Below are 16,329 nucleotides of genomic sequence, written 5' to 3'. Positions count from 1 at the left end.
TTAAGTCTTGCGCGCATAGCCGCCGCGGGCCCAAAGGGGGCCGTTCGGCCCTCGCCACAGCAAGATCAAATCGTCCCCATCGGTACACAGTCCGTGGGTGCCGTCTGTGGGCAAGGTCACACCTTTAAGCTGTGTCTGCTCGGTCCACCCCGCTTGATCGAGACTGCCAAAGCCGTTGGTCCGCTGATCCACCGGCGCCAGCAGCCCGGTCAGGCCAAAGCAGCAGTCATAGGCTTGCGGGGTGTCCTCGTAGGCGGCGCGGTGGACCAGATGCAGCTCGCCCTCGATCGCGGCGAGCGACAGCGGGCCGTGCGCCTGGTAGGCATCCTTGAGCGCGGCGAATTTCTTGGCAAAATGGCCGACGGGGAAATCGGCGACGGCCCAAGTATGCACCCCCGTGTCATTCTGCGGCGCGCGATTGTCTTGGAAATCCAGCGCCTTGATGGCATTGAACGGCGCGAGGTTGTAGTTCACCGCGCGCATCCCGCGCGTATTGCGCTCCTTGTAGGTCAGGATCAGGGACGGCCCCAATTGCCCCAAGGCCATCGGCCCGTCAGAGAGTTGACCGACCGGCGCGGGCGCGCTCCACCCGTTGCCATCAAAGATCGCGGAGTGGATGAACCCTTGCGTATCCTGCCCGCAGAGCATGGCGCGCGGGGCCCCACCCGCGTCGGTAAAGCCCGCAAGACAGGGGTTGCGCCAGTCCGCATAGAGCGGCGCGAATTGGTTCCACTCACAACCATCGGGAGAAAGCCAGACCTCGAACCCGTCGCCCTGCACCGTGACCATCAGACCCCCTGCAAAACTCGTCGCCAGCACCGGCGCGGAGGTATCGAATGGCAAAGGCTGCGGGTCGGTCCATGTGTCGCCGTCCAGCCGCGACAGCGCCATGTCGCCCTCGCCGGTCAGCACACAGGCGCGCCCTTGCAGGGTTCCGGCGACCAGACGCCCGCCGGTGTCCCAGCCGCCATCCTGCGGCGCGCCCCAGCCGAACGCTTGGCCCCAGAGCGCGCGCAGCCAGCCCGCGCCCATGTCATTCTTGCCCAAGTGCCCAAGATCAAAGTTCTTTTGCACCGTGCGCAGCAGGTTGTAATGGTTAAACGGCGCGTCCCACGTCGTCCCCGGCGTGATCATATCGCCCAGCAGCACCGTATAAATCTGGTTCGGCCCGTCGTAATTGGTGTCATATCCAATGGCGCTGTAATCGGCCTCGTCAAAGGTCACCACGACCAGCGTTTTCGGCGGCAGGCGGCACTTGGCCCAAGCGGCCTGCGGATCGGTCAAGAGCAGCTCGACATCGAGGTTCAGGCCGACGTGGGTTTCATTGGACGGGGCCGCGCCTTGCAATTCGCCCACCACCAGATTGCCAAAGAAAACATATTCCAGCCAAGAGGATAGCTGCGGCACCAGATGGGTGCGCGGCTGCGTTTCGAGGTGGGTGTTATAAAGGTAATGCCCATCGTTCCAGATGTCCGGGCTGAACCAGCTGAACTGCGGCAGTGCGCCGTTTTCCACGTCGCGCCAAAAGGCGTTTTCATCACCGATCTTGGCCCACTCGGCTTGCGATTTCTGGACGTTGTGAAAGCTGGCAAAGGCGTTGTGCTTGCGGAAATAGCGCGCCAGATGCGCGGGGTCGTTCGGCGCACTGGCCAGAGGCGCCTGGCCCGCCGGATAGCTGTCCTGCGCCCAAATCGGGTTCCACGGCTCGGGCGGCAGCGCTTCCATATAGGCGCGCCACGAAACACCCGCTTCGTTCAGCTGGTCCGTCAAAAGGCGCTGTTTCAGGGCATAGCTCGGCGCGGTGTCATTGCTGATCTGGCACAGCTCTCCGGCCAGCGCGGCCACGTAGTTGGTTTGCGACGGGTGAAAACAGCCGAAAGAGTTGGTCAGGCTCATCCCCGCCTTGGCCAGCCGCCGCATAAAGCGGTCCTGCATCACGTAGCTGCGATACTGGTTTTCCATCATCACAACGATGATGTGGTCAAACGCCTTGTCCATGTGCCCCTCCCCTTGGGTGTGACCCGTGGTGGCCACTTTCCTTTAAGGGTAGTTATAGGGGCGTTTTTCGCGAGTGATCTACATCACATACATCTTAGGGTTTATAGGGCTAACACAAAAACGCCCCGCGCCGGGTCATCGGCACGGGGCGCTTTGGCGTCGGATGACAAACCGCTTAGTTCATCGTGTTCGGCAGCCACAGCACCAGTCCGGGCAAGGCGATCAGCAGGATCAGCCGCAGCACATCGATGGTCACAAACGGCAGCACCCCGCGGAAGATCGTCACAAGGCTCACGCGCTGCGCAATGGAGTTGATGACAAAGACGTTCATACCCACCGGCGGCGTGATCAGGCCCAGTTCCACAGTCATCACGATGATGATGCCGAACCACACCGGGTCAAAGCCCAGCTCGACAATCACCGGAAAGACGATCGGCACCATCAGGATGATCATCGCCATGGCGTCCAGGAAACAGCCCATGACAAAGAACAACAGCAGGATCAGCGCCAGCGTGCCATAGCGCCCTGCCCCCAGTTCAGTCAGGAAGGTGGTAATGTCCTGCGGAACTTGGGTGACCGCCAAAAAGTAGCCGAACAGTGTCGCGCCGATCAGGACGACATAGATCGACACAGAGGTGCGCAGGGCTTCGACAAGGCTGTCCAGCAGGCCCGCCCAAGACAGCTTGCCCCGTGCCATGCCGATCACGGCGGTCAGCAAGGCGCCCACGGCGGCGGCTTCGGTGGCGGTGACCACGCCGAAATAGATCGACATGATGACGGCGATGAACAGCAGGCCCACGGCCCAGACGCCGCGCAAGGCTTCGATCCCTTCGCGCAGGCTGAACTTGTCCGCGGCGGGCAAGTGACGGCCGTACCACACGCGCACCGTCAGCATGTACAGCACCAGCGCAAGGATGCCCGGAACAACGCCCGCAATGAACAGCGTGCCGATGTCGGTTTCGGTGATAAAGCCGTAGATCGCCAGCACCACCGACGGCGGGATCAGGATGCCCAGCGTGCCGCCCGCGGCGATGATGCCCGTGGCAGCGGCGTCCGGGTAGCCGGCCTTTTTCATCTCGGGGTAGGCGATTTTCGTCATGGTCGCGGCGGTTGCCACGGACGAGCCGCAGATTGCCGCAAAGCCCCCGCAGGCCCCAACAGAGGCCAGCCCCAGACCGCCCTTGAACCCGCCCAGCCACGCGCGCGCGGCGCGGTACAGCTCGGCGGACATGCCAGAGTTCGTCGCCAGCACCCCCATAAGGATAAAGAACGGCACCAGCGTCAGGTTAAAGTCGGTGATCGAGGCGATGGGCGACTGCGAAAGTAGGTTCATCGCGGGCACCGGGTGGACCACGGCGGCAAAGCCCCCGACCCCGACAATGCCCATGGCGATGCCGATCGGCACCCGCAGGGCCATCAGCGCAAACAGGACGACAAAGCCCCCGGCGGCAATGAATTCATTGCTCATTTCTTTTGTTCCTCAAGGAGTTGCTCGTCGATTCCGTCGAATTCGCCCAAATCGGTGCCATGCCGCACAATCCGCCACAGACGCAGCGCGGTGGTGAACAGCGCCGCCACCAGCCCCAGCCAGATCGCAAGGAAAAACGGCCAAAGCGGCAGGCGCAGGTCCATGGTCGCGTCCCCGCCCCCCATGGCCGCATCCACCCGCTGGCCGATCTTCCAAACCAAGGCGGCGGTAAAGCCCAGCAGCACCAGCCACGCAATGGCGTTGATCACGCGGCGGGCTTGGTGGTGGACCATCTGCGCCAGAAGGTCGACCTTGATGTGGGTGCCATGCCACGCCACAGAGGCCATCCCCCAGGCAATCGCCACCCCAAGGATCAGCCGCGACAGGTCGAACGCATCGGGCAGCGGGCGAGCAAAGCCATAGCGGCCAATCGCAGAGGCCACGATCAGCAGGGTGACCAGCCCAAGGATAATGGCGGCCACGCGCTCGATGAAAACCACGGCGCTGCGGACCGGGCGCCGTGCGGGACGGTGTTCTGACATGATATGCTCCGGGAAACGGGCCTTGAAAGGCACGGGGCGCGCGCCGAAATGGCCACGCGCCCCGGCTGTTCAGGCTCAGTAAGCGGCGTCGAACTTGTCGAGCGCGGCTTTGTAGGCGTCGAGGATCGCGTCCGCGTCACCGCCCTTGGCGGTCACGGCGGCTTTCCATTCGTCGAACAGCGGCATGGAGGCTTCGCGCCATGCGGCCACTTCGGCCTCGGTCGGGGTGTTGAAGGTCTGGGCGTCGTCCGCCATCAGACGCTCACGCGCGGCCATGTCGTCATCGGCCCAGCCCTGGGACACCTTGCCCGACCAGTCGAGGTTGCAGTGATCGTCGATCACGGCCTTGTTCGCGTCGGACAGGCGGTCATAGCTGCCCTTGTTCATGACCAGCAGCTGGCTGGACAGGTAGAACGGCATGTCGAGGTGCACCGGCACTTCTTCGGTGAGTTTGAAGTCGTACTGCGCCCCCCACGGGAAGGTCACACCCTCGGCGGTGCCTTTGGACAGGGCTTCACGCACTTCGGGGGCGGGAACCTGCACCGGGCCGCCGCCCAGCAGCGAGACAAAGCGCGCCATGGTGGCATGGGCCGGGCGGATGTTCTTGCCCTTCAGGTCGGCAGGGCTGGTGACGTTTTCCTGCGTGTGCAGCGCGCCGGGGGCGTGCGGGTGGACAAAGCAGATCTTGACGTCGGACATTTCCGCTTCGGCGCCATTGGCGAGGTACCACTCGTGGATCGCCTTGGACGCCGCGACGCTGTCATCGGCCATAAAGGGGATCTCGGTCAGGGCATAGATCGGGAAACGGCCCGCAGTGTAACCGGGGTTCACGTAGGACAGATCGACGATGCCCTGCACGGCCATGTCATAGTGATCGGGTGCCTTACCCAGCTGCTGCGCCGGGAAAATGTCGATCTTGATGCGGCCTTCAGAGGCCTCCATCACCGCTTCTGCCCAAGGGTTGATGCCCTTGGACGCCGGGGCGATGGTCGGCGGCACCCAGTGCGACAGACGCAGGGTGACTTCTTGGGCGCTGGCGGCCAGCGGGCCCATGACAGCAAGGATCGCGCCAAGCGCGACGGTTGTCTTTTTCATGATTTCCTCCCATGTGGCCGGGTCTCCCATCCCGGCCTATGAGGTAATTGGTATCAAAAGGCCCAAAGAAATCAACAAAAATTGTCCACAAAGAAACATTTTCTCATCCGCTGACTTTCGCCTGAGTTGTCTTGCCAAATGCCACACGCTCGCGCCCAACGATGCCTACAGGTTGTTGAAAATTCTCAATATTCTCCTGTGGTTTGATCCAAGCATTAAGGCGACTCTTAAGTTTTGTGGTGCAAGGTCGCTGTCGGGTTAGGTTTAAATTGAGGCGGGGCCATGAGTGGCAATGAGACAGCAGCGAAGGCTGAAACAGGCGCAGTGAATCAGGCTGACACGGCCTATTTGATCGACGCACTTCACAACACACAGTCGGTCGTCGAATTCGATCTGGACGGAAATATCCTTTCAGCAAACGACAACTTTCTGGGGATCGTAGGCTATGACAGCGGCGATCTGACCGGACGGCACCACCGGACGCTCAGCGATCCGCAGACCGTGGGCACCGATGCTTACCGCGATTTCTGGATGCAGTTGGCCATGGGGCAAAGCGTGTCCGGCGAATACCCCATGATGTCCAAATCGGGCGGGAAAATCTGGACCAAGGCAACCTATAGCCCTGTCCTTGGCGCCGGGGGCAAGCCGCATCGCGTGGTGGCTTTTGTGTCGGATGTGACCGCACAGCGCGCCGCCCGCATCGAGGCGTTGCGCAAAACCACCGGTTTCGAAAACTCCGCTGCGGCAATGATGACCGTGGACCGTGATTTCATCGTGACAGAAGTCAACAAATCGACGCGCGACCTGCTGCGCCGCAACGCTGCGGTGTTTGGGCAGGTCTGGCCGGGCTTTGACCCGGACAAGATCGTCGGCAGCTGCATCGACCAGTTCCACAAGAACCCGGCGCACCAACGCCGCTTGCTGTCGGACCCGGCGAACTTGCCCTTCCAGACAGAGATCACCGTGGGCGATTTCAAATTCGCGCTGAACGTGGGCGGCATTTTCGAAAGTGACGGCACCTACACCGGCAACATCCTTGAATGGGCCGACGTCACGCAGGCGCGTAAAAATTCGGGTGTGCTGGCGGCTTTGGACCGTGCCCAAGCCACGATCGAATTCGACCTCAGCGGCAATATCCTTGACGCCAACGATAATTTCTTGTCCGTGACCGGCTACGCACTGGACGAGGTTCAAGGCAAACATCACCGCATGTTTTGCGATCCGGCCTATGCGTCCTCGTCCGAATACAAACAGTTCTGGGCCGCTCTGGCCGAGGGCGAAGTGATCGCGGCGCAGTTCCAACGCTTTGGCAAGAATGGCAAAGAGGTGTGGATCAACGCCTCTTACAACCCGATCCTCGACGCCAACGGCAAGGCGTTCAAGGTGGTGAAATTCGCCACCGACATCACCGCGCAAAAGGAAATCGAAAAGAACGTCTCGCGCATTGCCGAAGAGTTCCAGCGCCAATCCGGTGACATCGCCGCCCAGGCGCAAAAGGTTGCCGAAGGCGCGCAGTCGCTGGGCTGCACCACCGAGGAAATCAGCGCCTCGGTCGAAGAGCTCAGCGCGTCCATCGACTCCATCGCGCACAACAGCGTCCTTTCGGACGAGATCGCCAAGCGCACCAAGGACGAGGCCGACATCGGCGCGCAAGCCATCGACCGTTCCATCGAGGCGATGGATTTGATCAACGCCTCCTCCGAGGAGATCAATGAAATCGTCAAGGTGATCAGCGAGATTGCCAGCCAGACCAATCTCTTGGCCTTTAACGCCGCGATCGAGGCCGCCCGCGCGGGCGAACATGGCTTGGGCTTTTCCGTTGTGGCCGACGAGGTCCGCAAACTGGCGGAACGGTCGTCACAGGCGACCAAGGAAATCTCCAAGCTGATCAGCGAAACGGTCAAACGCGTGAACCAAGGCAGCGATGTCTCACGCGAGGCGGGCGCGGCCTTTTCCAAGATCCTCGCCGGGATCCAGGAAACGACCGAGTCGATCACGCAGATTTCCGTCGCGGCCAACGAACAGCAGACCGCCGCGCGCGACGTGGCCGAAGCGATCCAAAGCATCGCCAACGCCTCGGAGCTGTCGGTGGTGGCCTCTGACTCGATTGCCGAGGCAACCGAAGGGCTCAAGAACGGCGCCGTCGGGCTGACCGACGAAATCGCCAAGCTCGACAAATGACCACGAGCAAACCGATGAGCGCCGCAACGGGGATAGGCATGACCGTGTCCAAGACGATGACAGAGTCCGAGTTCACCAAGCTGCGCGCCATCATCTATGATCAGACAGGCATTTCCATCGGGGCCGAACGGCAGTCGATGCTGATGTCCCGTCTGAACAAACGGCTGCGCGCGCTCGATCTGGCAACCTACAAAGAGTACATCTCGCGGGTGCAATCCGACCCGGTCGAGCGTCAGGAATTGACCAACAGGGTCACCACAAACGAGACGTATTTCTACCGCACGCCGCGCATTTGGCAGTACTTTCGCGACGAGGTCGTGCCAAACTTTGCGGTGAATGGCCCAAACCGGCCCTTGCGTGTGTGGTCGGCGGCCTCCTCTTCGGGCGAAGAGGCGCACACAGCTGGTGTGCTGCTCGAAGATATGCGCCTGCAAACGCCCCGCTTTGACTATGCGATCCTTGGCACCGACATCTCGTCCCGCGTGCTGGAAATGGCGACAGAGGGGCACTACGTCGGTCGCCCAGTCGCCCGATTCAAAGAGGCCGAGCCAGAGCTGTTCGCCCGCCATATGGTTGGCGATGACACCAACGGCTGGAAGGTCAAACCGCAGATCAAAACCCGCATCCGCTTTCAACAGCACAATCTGCTGGGCCAGTTGATGAACGCGGGTCAGTTCGATGTGGTGTTCCTGCGCAACGTGCTGATCTACTTTAACGCGAAGAACCAAGAACGGATTTTGCGCAACATTCACAAGGTGATGCACCCGGACGGCATCCTGTTTATCGGCGAGAGTGAGTCGCTCAAACACATCTCGACCGAGTTCGAACAGGTCGCCCCCATCATCTACAAACCCCGGACCGGAGGCGCGTGATGACCACGGCAACCAAGGTGCACGTCCAGATCGGCGAGGTCAAAACCGGCGGGCCGGGCGAACTCCTGACGGCGATCCTTGGCTCGTGTATCGGGCTGGGTCTGCTGTATCCGTCTCGGCAAATCTACGGACTGGCGCATTGCTTGCTGTCGAACTCTGGCCAGCAAAGCGACGAAATCAGTGGGCGCTATGTAGATCAAGCTTTGAAATCCATGATTTCATTGATGAAAATCACACCAGACGACTACCGAAAAATCAAGGCGATCGTCGTTGGCGGGGCCAATATGACCATGCCCGCCGACACCGAACCGTCCCGACTGGTTGGCAGCATCAACAGCACCACCGCCTACAAAGCCGTGCGAAAACAAGGGTTTCGCAACATCTACGAAGACATTGGCGGCGTCGTCGGTCGCCAGATCACCATCGACTGCACCACGGGCGAATTCACCGTTGCTGAGATTCCGCGATTTGGAGGCTAGGCCATGTCCGAACAGATCACCGAAGAGATCACCCAAGATCCGCTGACACAGCCCGACGGCGTGCCCCCCATAACTGTCGCGCCTCCGACCGAGGTGGCGACCGCGGACCCTCGCAAGCGTCCAAACATTTATGGCTCTTTCTGGATGGCCGAGACGGAATTCGCCATTGAGGCCAGCATGATCCAAGAGGTCGTGCCCCTGCCCGACGTGATCGCGCCCATGCCGCTTGCGCCGTCTTACATGAAGGGGTTGTTCAACCTGCGCGGAACAATCGTGCCGATGATCGACCTGCGTCAACTGCTGCACCTGCCCCACAGTGACACGTCCGAACAAAAGGTCGCGATCATCGAAGATGGCGAGTTGTGCATCGGCCTGATCATCGACCGCACCGGCGAAGTCTTGAATGTGCAGGGCGCAGCACGGGTCGAGTTTCGCGCCCGCCACGGCGAGCCAAAAGACGTGGTTGTCGAAGGGTTGCTCAAACTTGATGACGGCCAGCGGATCATTCAGGTGCTGGACCCGCGCGAGTTGCTCAACCTCAAAAAGGTGCCCCGCGGCGAACGTATGATCCGAGAGCGTCCCAGCACAGCCAGCCTGACACGTGGGCGCCGGTTCAACTGCATCTCGTTCCAGTTCGGCCACACCACCTGCGCCATCGACCTGAGCCACGTCCAAGAGGTGATGGAAGCGCCCGATATCAACGACTCGATGATCGTGCATGACTGTTTTGTCGGCGTGGTGAACCTGCGCGGGCATATTATGCCGGTCGCCGATTTCCGCAATTTCATGGGCGACGACGCCAACCTTGCCGATACGACAGAGGTACCGCCCACCCGCAAGATGTTGGTCATTCGCACCGATGGCGGCTTGGTCGGTCTGCTGGTCTATTCGATCGACAGGATCATGACCTGTTTCGAAGACGAGGTCTTGCAATTCACCAAGCTCGCCCTGCCCCGCGCCGAAATCGTCCGGGGGTGTCTGGTGGGAAAAGGCAGCAACATCATTATGTTGCTGGATGACGATGCGCTGCGCTCGGACCCGATGCTGGTCGATACGGCGCGCCGCTGCCAAGAGGTGCACGCCACCACGGAAAACACGCGATCCTACAAGAAACAGCTGATCAACGGCGATCGGTTGACCTTTATCGTGTTCACGATCGTCACCCGCTTTGCCTTGGACTCCTCTCGCGTCAGCGAGGTGATCAGCTATCCCGATGAGTTGCTCAAACCGCCCTATGCGCTTGATTTCATTGATGGGATCGTCAACCTTCGCGGCGAGCTGATTACCCTCATCAATCCGCGGACGCTCTACGATCTGCCAAAGGTCGACCGCGAGAACGCGCGCGTCGTGATTTTCCTGCACGAGGGGCGCAAATACGGTTTCGTGGTGGATGGCGTGGATGAGATTGTCGTGACCGGCTCGAACATGGTGGCCGACAAGATGACGCTGAACCACAACGATCAATCGCTCAAGATTGTCGAGGATGACGGCGGCTGCATCCAAAGCAACAGCTATGGCGCGGTGATGATCCTCGACACCGGGGCGTTTCTCAAACGGTGCTTTGCCAAGGCGAATGGCGCGCTGCTAGAGGCCCCCGACCCGCAGTTGGCCTTGGCCAGCCCGCCGCCGGAGCAGACCAAGGCACCCGCCGCCACCTCGCAGCTCAAGGGGCTGAAACTGATGGAAACGGGTCAGTCCGGGCGCCCCTGAGGCATGAGCGAGTCAAAGGGTTTGCCGGTTGCTTCAAGGTATTCCTTTCCGTCCCAGAACCCGATGAGGATGCCGCTTTCGGCGGCGCGTTTCTGCCGCGCGAGCACCTCGTGTGTGGCGGTGATCCGGGTGTGATGCCGCCGCGCCCAATCCAGCAGGGCGCTTTCCATCCGGGCGCGCACGGCCACATGCTCGGGCGCGTCAGACGCCCCCAGATCGGTCAGCTCTTGCGGATCGGTCTCTAGGTCGAACAGCACCGGGCGAAAGCCTTCGCAGCGGATGAACTTCCACCGTCCGTCGTGGATCATCACCGTGTGCGCGTGCTCTTGCGGCTGGTTCAGGCTGCGCGCCATTTCGGACCAGTGGTAGTCATGCTCGGAAATCGCGTATCGGCGCGAAAAAACCTCGGTCCCGTGCAGGATCGGCGTCAGGTCGCGGCCTTCGATCACATGCGGTTTCGGGTCCAGCCCCAGCGCGCTCATGCAGGTGGGCGCAATGTCGATCATCTCGACCAAGGCGTCGGACACAACCCCGCGCGTGTCATTCGCCTCGGCGCGCGGATCGGCAATGATCAGCGGCACTTTCACCGCCATCTCGTGGTAGAAATCCTTGTCGCCCATCCAGTGGTCGCCCATGTAATCGCCATGGTCCGAGGTAAAGACGACGATGGTGTTCCCGGCGATCCCGCTGTCGTCCATCCATTTGAAAAGGCGTCCCAAATTGTCGTCGAGCTGCTTGATCAGACCCATGTAAGCGGGGATCACATGGTCGCGCACATGATCGCGCGAGAAACTGCGGCAGACGCGGGCGTCCTGATAGGCGCGCACCAAGGGGTGATCGGTGTCGCGCTCGGCCTCGGACCGGACCGGGTCGACGATATGTTCAGGCCCATACATGTCATGATAGGGCGCGGGCACGATGTAGGGCCAATGCGGCTTGATGTACGACAGGTGACAGACCCAAGGCCGCCCGTCCTCCTGCGCCTCGGTCATAAAGTCGATGGCGCGGTTGGTCATATAGGCGGTTTCGGAATGCTCCTCGGGAATGTTGGCGGCGAGGCGCGAGTTCTTCAAAAGCCACGCGGACAGCAATTCGCCATCCGGGTCGACACCGGAATTTGCGAAGTCTTCCCATGGGTTATCGGACTGGAACCCATGCGCAACGAGGTAATCGTCATAGGCCGACCACTGCTGACGCGGGCTGTCCGGGTGCAGACCGTCGTCACGCTCGAAGGGTTCAAACCCGCATTCGGACACGCGAACATCGATTTCCGACGCGGGGTCGATGCCCAGCCAAGCCATGCCCTCGGCGTCCGCGGTCATATGGGTCTTGCCCACCAGAACGGCGCGCGCCCCGGCTTCGCGCAGATGGTCCCCGAGGGTCGGCTCGCCCACCCGCAGCGGCATCCCGTTCCACGTCGACCCGTGCGAGCGCACGTAACGCCCGGTATAGGCCGACATCCGCGACGGCCCGCAGACCGGCGATTGCACATAGGCATTGGTGAACCGCACCCCGCGCGCCGCCAAAGCGTCGATATGCGGCGTGTGCAAATGCGGGTGGCCGTAGCAGCTGAGATAGTCGAACCGAAGCTGATCGGCCATGATCCAAAGCACGTTGGGGCGGTCTGTCATTCTGCGGGGTTCTTTTCGATCAGAGCCTCGACGGGCTGGCGTAGAAACTCTTCGAGCCGGTCGAGAAAACCGACGAAGGTTTCGATTTCATCCGGGGTAAAGACGTCTCGCAACGCGGCGCGGCGTGCGGCCATCACCGGAGCGGCCTGCGCGTAGGCGGCCTCTCCCATGGGCGCGATTTCGACGATGGTCTGGCGCGCGTCGTCCGCGTCGCGGCGCATGGTGACGTAGCCTTTGTCGCGGATCGCGGGCAAAGCGCGGCTGAGCAGCGAATGGTCGGTGCGTTGCAGCGCCGCGAGATCGCGGATCGTCATCGGCCCGCCCTCGTGCAGATCCCACAGCACGCGCCATTCGACGATCGACAAGCCGCCGCCCATTTGCAGGAACTGCTGCCCCTGCTTGCGCGAGGCCGAATAGACCGCCGGTAGCCGCGAAAAGACGTTGAAGTCCTCGCGGGTTCGGCGCGCCTTGATCCGCGCGGCGTCCTTTGTGTCGGGCTTGCCCATCGTCTCATCCTCCCTGCCGCCGATAATGCCGGAAAATTAATGCGTGACAAGTCATATAATTCTGCAACCCTTTTTGGCAGGACGTCCCCATCTGGGGGCATTCCGTCTTTGGAGGAAGGCGGAAACCTAAAGGGAGGAAACATGCTGAAAACGACGCTTTTGGGCGGGGTGCTTGCGCTCGCGCCGATGATGGTGGCCGCGCAAGCGACGCTGACCGCCGAAACCACGACGCCGGGCTCCACCCCGCATTACATCGACACCACGCTGGCCACCGTTCTGGAAAGCGCGGGCGTCGCGAGCCTGCAAATCACCGAAGGCGCAACGCTGACCAATTCGGTCGAGGCGGTCGCCAACGGGCGTTTGGACATGGCCCCCGCGCCGCTGATCCTGCCGTTCCTGCTGTCGCGCGGCATCGGGCCGTACTCGGGCGTTGGCCCGGAAAAGGGCGCAGAGCTGGCGGGCAACCTGCGGGCGCTGTTCTTTAACGCCGGCTCGGCGCAGCTGTTCGGCTTTTACGACAGCAACCCGGTGGACGACATCCGCAGCCTCGATGGCAAGCGCGTCTGGAACGGTCCGCCGCGCGGCGCGGCCCTGACCTCGGGTCGGGCGATGGTGTCGCTGCTGGCGGGCGGCAAGGATGGCGAGACCTACGAGGGCATCCAGACCCCGTGGCCCGACGCCGTTGCCACCATCACTGGGGGCGGCGCGGACGCCTGGACCATCCCCGAAGGCCTGCCCTCTGGCCGTCAGATCGCCCTTGCGGCGGCGGGCGCGACCACCATCTACGACGTGCCGTCTGACCTGCTCAACAGCGAGCTGGGCCAACAGATCATGACGGCACCGGGCCATGCGCCCTATTCCGTCCCGGTCGAGGAATACCGCAAAGCCTACGCGGGCAATGACATCACCATCGTCACCGACGATGACACGTTCGACAGTTTTGCCACCGCCTTTGCGCAGGTCGTGTCCGCCGATATGGACGAACAACTGGCCTATGACATCACCAAGGCGATGCTCGCCGCCGAAGAGCGGTTCAAGACCGGCTCGCCGCGCGGCCCCTACCTGATGATGAGCTTTGGCGATCTGGACGGCAAAACCCAAGGTGCCTGCGGCGCGGTGCAGATCAAGATGCACCCCGGCGCGATCCGCGCCTATGAGGACGCAGGCCACACCGTGGCTGACTGCCTCAAGCCCTGATCCCGACACCCCCCGAGGCGCTAAGCGGTGCCTCGGGCCAACCTGCGCGGGCTGACCCATGACAGATTCACAAACCCTTCCGCTGGGCAAACGCATCGCCGTGGCCCTGGCGCTGATCCTTGTTGTCCTTGGTATGACCAACACCATGCCGGAAATCCCCGGCCTCCAAGGCTTTTTCCGCGAGATCACCGGCCAGCCCTTCTTTCGGGTCAGCGGCTTTGCGCCCGAATATTTCTACCCGCCGGTGTTCGTGCTGATGATGGTGATCGTGGCATTGGACGCCAGCGTCTACCGCGAATGGTCGGTCATGGCGCCACAAAAGCGCTGGCTGGGCCTGGGCTTGGACATCGGCTTGGTGCTGGCGGCGGTGCTTGGCGCGGTAGGGTTCCTCGTGGAAATCGACTCGGTCTGTTTGATCGACCAGATCACCGGCGAGCGCGCCCGCCTGATCCAAGAGGCGGCGGAACGCTCGGCGGGGGTGATCCCCGGCATGACCTTCGAAGCCGAAGTCCTCGCCTGCCAAGCGCGCTTTGGCGGTTGGATCATCCCGCTGCTGTTCACCATCATCACCCTGTTTTTCCTGTATAATTGGCGCGTCTGGGGTCTGCCGCTCGTGGCCGTGGCCAGCACGGTGGTGGCCTACACGGTGGGCACGGCGCTGATCTGGATGTTCGATCTGTCGGACAACACTTTCCTTTTGACCAAGCTCGGCGCGGACGGCGGCGATGTCATGGCCGCAGCCGTGCAAAAGGCGACCAATGTGTTCATCACGCCGGACGGCTTCATGGGCCGCTTCATGGACATCGTTGTTAATCAGGTCTTTCCCTACGTGATCCTTGGCGCGCTGTTTGGCACCTCTGCCGGGGGCACCTCGCTGATCAAGCTCGCCGTCCGCGCCACTGCACGCCTGCGGGTCGAACCCATGCGCGACATCCCGCAGGACTTGGTGATGAACCGCCAAGACTGGCTGAACCTGATCATCATCGTGGTGCCGATCCTGACCATCCTCTTGCTTTTGCTTGGGAATAAGGACTCGATCAGCACCGGACTGCTGTCGCAACTCCTGCCGCGCGGCTTCACCCAGACCATCACCAACGCCACCGGCGACGCGGTTTCCGCAGGCTGGTGGGCGGTCGCGGTGCTGCTGCCCTTGCTGTTCCTTGACCCGGAAACGCGGGCGAGGCCGTCGAAAATCCTGCACGCCTTGGCCGAAGGCGGCATCCTCGTCTCGCGCCTCTTCCTGCTGCTCTTCGCGGTGTCGATCATCTCGGCCTTTCTCAACGAAAGCGGCCTGACCGGCGAGCTGACCCCCGCCGTGACCTCTTGGCTGGAAAACGCGCAGGTGATCCACCTGTTCGGCATCGAAATCCACATCGTCGGCGGCGTCTACCTGATGCTGGCGCTGACCTGCGCCATGGTCTGCGCGATCCTGCTGGGCATGGGGATGCCGACCGTGCCCGCCTATGTTAACGTGGCGCTGCTGGGGCCGCTGCTGGCGAACCTTGGGGTCAGCTTTTTCACCGCGCATATGTTCGTGTTCTATTTTGCCGTGGCCTCGGCGATCACGCCGCCCGTGGCGATTGCCGCCTTTGCCGCCGCGTCGATCACGAAATCCGAACCCATGCGCACCGGCATTGCCGCGGTTCGCGTTGGCATCGTGATGTTCACGATCCCCTTTGTGTTCGCGTGGTACCCCGAGCTACTGCTGATCGAACAAGCGGTCACGATCACCGACGCCATGGGCCGCCGCACCCTGATCGAAGGCTACGCCGGCCAGATCGACCCCGTCGCCCTGACGATGCTGGGCGCGCGGCTGGTCCTGGCGCTGTACCTGATGGCCTCGGCGCTGGCGCGGTATGACCGGGGGCCGATGGCCTCTTGGGAAATCGGGCTGCGGCTGTTGCTTGCGGTGCTGGTCTTGTGGAAAACAGGGCCGGTGATGGGCTTTGGCATCGCCGCCGCCCTCGCGCTGATTGCGCTGCATTGGATGATGGCAAGGAAAAACGATGGAAAAGCCTACGCTTGAGCTGGTTTGCCGGCTAGAGGTCGAACTGGACCCGATCAAGGAAATGGGCGCGGGCCGGGCAGGCCAGCGCCGCATTATCCCGATCATTGGCGGCACGGTCAGCGGGCCGCGCCTGTCGGGCAAGATCCTGAACCTCGGGGCGGATTGGCAGACGATCTTTGCCAATGGCATGGCCGAGCTGGACACCCGCTATGCGATGGAAACCGATGACGGCGCGCTGATCGAGATCATCAACTACGGCTACCGTCACGGCCCCGCCGAGGTGATCGCCGCCATCGCCCGCGGCGAGGATGTGCCGCATGAGGATTACTACATGCGCACCCACGCGCGGCTGGAAACCGGCGATCCGCGCTATGATTGGGTCAACAAGACGCTGTTCGTCGGCACCGGCGAGCGCAAGCACTCTCGGGTGTTGGTGGACCTTTACGCGGTGGGCTAAGCCGCTGCGCAGCCCCCGCGCGGGTCGTTTTTTAGAATCTGTTCAGCCCCGTCAGAGCCTTTTGGCCCGGCGGGGCTTGTTCATGTCTGCGCCGCGCCATGGCGCTGTGAATATGCGCTACCCTGCTGATTTTGAGACATTTTCCGCACAGTCAGGCGCGCCAAATCGTCATTACATCACGCGGC

General features: G+C 62.0%; 13 protein-coding genes. 7 read left to right on the top strand and 6 right to left on the bottom strand.

The window, feature by feature from the left end:
- The 4 genes from B9A11_RS13685 to B9A11_RS13670 all read right to left on the bottom strand — a co-directional run bounded on the left by B9A11_RS13685 (nucleotide 1) and on the right by B9A11_RS13670 (nucleotide 5,103).
- Complete coding sequence (locus tag B9A11_RS13685) at nucleotides 1-1,998, bottom strand: alkaline phosphatase family protein (protein ID WP_058248603.1); 1,998 nt, start codon at nucleotides 1,996-1,998, stop codon at nucleotides 1-3.
- Nucleotides 1,999-2,173: 175 nt separating this feature from the next.
- The gene (locus B9A11_RS13680; protein WP_058248602.1) at nucleotides 2,174-3,466 is read right to left on the bottom strand and encodes a TRAP transporter large permease; all 1,293 of its coding nucleotides are present in this window, start codon (nucleotides 3,464-3,466) and stop codon (nucleotides 2,174-2,176) included.
- A complete protein-coding gene (locus B9A11_RS13675; protein WP_058248601.1) occupies nucleotides 3,463-4,008 on the bottom strand; it encodes a TRAP transporter small permease in 546 nt (181 codons plus the stop codon). The genes B9A11_RS13680 and B9A11_RS13675 overlap by 4 nt, the downstream gene beginning before the upstream one ends.
- Before the next feature lie 75 nt (nucleotides 4,009-4,083).
- The gene (locus tag B9A11_RS13670; protein ID WP_058248600.1) at nucleotides 4,084-5,103 is read right to left on the bottom strand and encodes a TRAP transporter substrate-binding protein; all 1,020 of its coding nucleotides are present in this window, start codon (nucleotides 5,101-5,103) and stop codon (nucleotides 4,084-4,086) included.
- Between the two features lie 324 nt (nucleotides 5,104-5,427).
- Between B9A11_RS13670 and B9A11_RS13665 the strand changes: the two genes are divergently transcribed.
- Genes B9A11_RS13665 through B9A11_RS13650 form a run of 4 tightly spaced genes read left to right on the top strand, consistent with a single transcriptional unit; the run spans nucleotide 5,428 to nucleotide 10,345 of the window.
- Entirely contained in the window at nucleotides 5,428-7,284 is a 1,857-nt protein-coding gene (locus B9A11_RS13665; RefSeq protein WP_234988852.1) for a methyl-accepting chemotaxis protein, read from the top strand.
- A gap of 14 nt (nucleotides 7,285-7,298) precedes the next feature.
- Nucleotides 7,299-8,156 (top strand): CheR family methyltransferase, encoded by an 858-nt coding sequence (locus B9A11_RS13660; RefSeq protein WP_234988851.1) that lies wholly within the window; start codon nucleotides 7,299-7,301, stop codon nucleotides 8,154-8,156.
- Nucleotides 8,156-8,635: a chemotaxis protein CheD gene (locus B9A11_RS13655; protein ID WP_058248597.1), complete on the top strand. Its 480-nt coding sequence runs from the start codon at nucleotides 8,156-8,158 to the stop codon at nucleotides 8,633-8,635. Before B9A11_RS13660 ends, B9A11_RS13655 begins: the two co-directional genes overlap by 1 nt.
- A gap of 3 nt (nucleotides 8,636-8,638) precedes the next feature.
- Nucleotides 8,639-10,345, top strand: a complete 1,707-nt coding sequence (locus B9A11_RS13650) for a chemotaxis protein CheW (protein ID WP_058248596.1) — start codon at nucleotides 8,639-8,641, stop codon at nucleotides 10,343-10,345.
- Here the strand turns inward: B9A11_RS13650 and B9A11_RS13645 are convergent.
- Together B9A11_RS13645 and B9A11_RS13640 are read right to left on the bottom strand one after the other, a co-directional pair.
- Nucleotides 10,327-11,976, bottom strand: coding sequence for a sulfatase-like hydrolase/transferase (locus B9A11_RS13645; protein WP_058248595.1), 1,650 nt, complete (start codon nucleotides 11,974-11,976; stop codon nucleotides 10,327-10,329). The genes B9A11_RS13650 and B9A11_RS13645 overlap by 19 nt on opposite strands.
- Nucleotides 11,973-12,482 (bottom strand): MarR family winged helix-turn-helix transcriptional regulator, encoded by a 510-nt coding sequence (locus B9A11_RS13640; protein WP_058248594.1) that lies wholly within the window; start codon nucleotides 12,480-12,482, stop codon nucleotides 11,973-11,975. Before B9A11_RS13640 ends, B9A11_RS13645 begins: the two co-directional genes overlap by 4 nt.
- Nucleotides 12,483-12,623: 141 nt before the next feature.
- On the opposite strand from B9A11_RS13640, the gene B9A11_RS13635 reads away from it, so the two are divergent.
- Genes B9A11_RS13635 through B9A11_RS13625 form a run of 3 tightly spaced genes read left to right on the top strand, consistent with a single transcriptional unit; the run spans nucleotide 12,624 to nucleotide 16,144 of the window.
- On the top strand, nucleotides 12,624-13,679 hold the full coding sequence (locus tag B9A11_RS13635; protein ID WP_058248593.1) for a TAXI family TRAP transporter solute-binding subunit: 1,056 nt from the start codon (nucleotides 12,624-12,626) through the stop codon (nucleotides 13,677-13,679).
- 58 nt (nucleotides 13,680-13,737) lie between these two features.
- On the top strand, nucleotides 13,738-15,705 hold the full coding sequence (locus B9A11_RS13630; RefSeq protein WP_058248592.1) for a TRAP transporter large permease subunit: 1,968 nt from the start codon (nucleotides 13,738-13,740) through the stop codon (nucleotides 15,703-15,705).
- The gene (locus tag B9A11_RS13625; protein ID WP_058248591.1) at nucleotides 15,686-16,144 is read left to right on the top strand and encodes a DUF3237 domain-containing protein; all 459 of its coding nucleotides are present in this window, start codon (nucleotides 15,686-15,688) and stop codon (nucleotides 16,142-16,144) included. Before B9A11_RS13630 ends, B9A11_RS13625 begins: the two co-directional genes overlap by 20 nt.
- Nucleotides 16,145-16,329 lie beyond the last annotated feature (185 nt).

Source organism: Tropicibacter naphthalenivorans, from assembly GCF_900176475.1.
GTDB lineage: Bacteria > Pseudomonadota > Alphaproteobacteria > Rhodobacterales > Rhodobacteraceae > Tropicibacter > Tropicibacter naphthalenivorans.
Note: the sequence above shows the minus strand (reverse complement) of the source record. Positions and strands in the feature narration are given on the sequence as shown.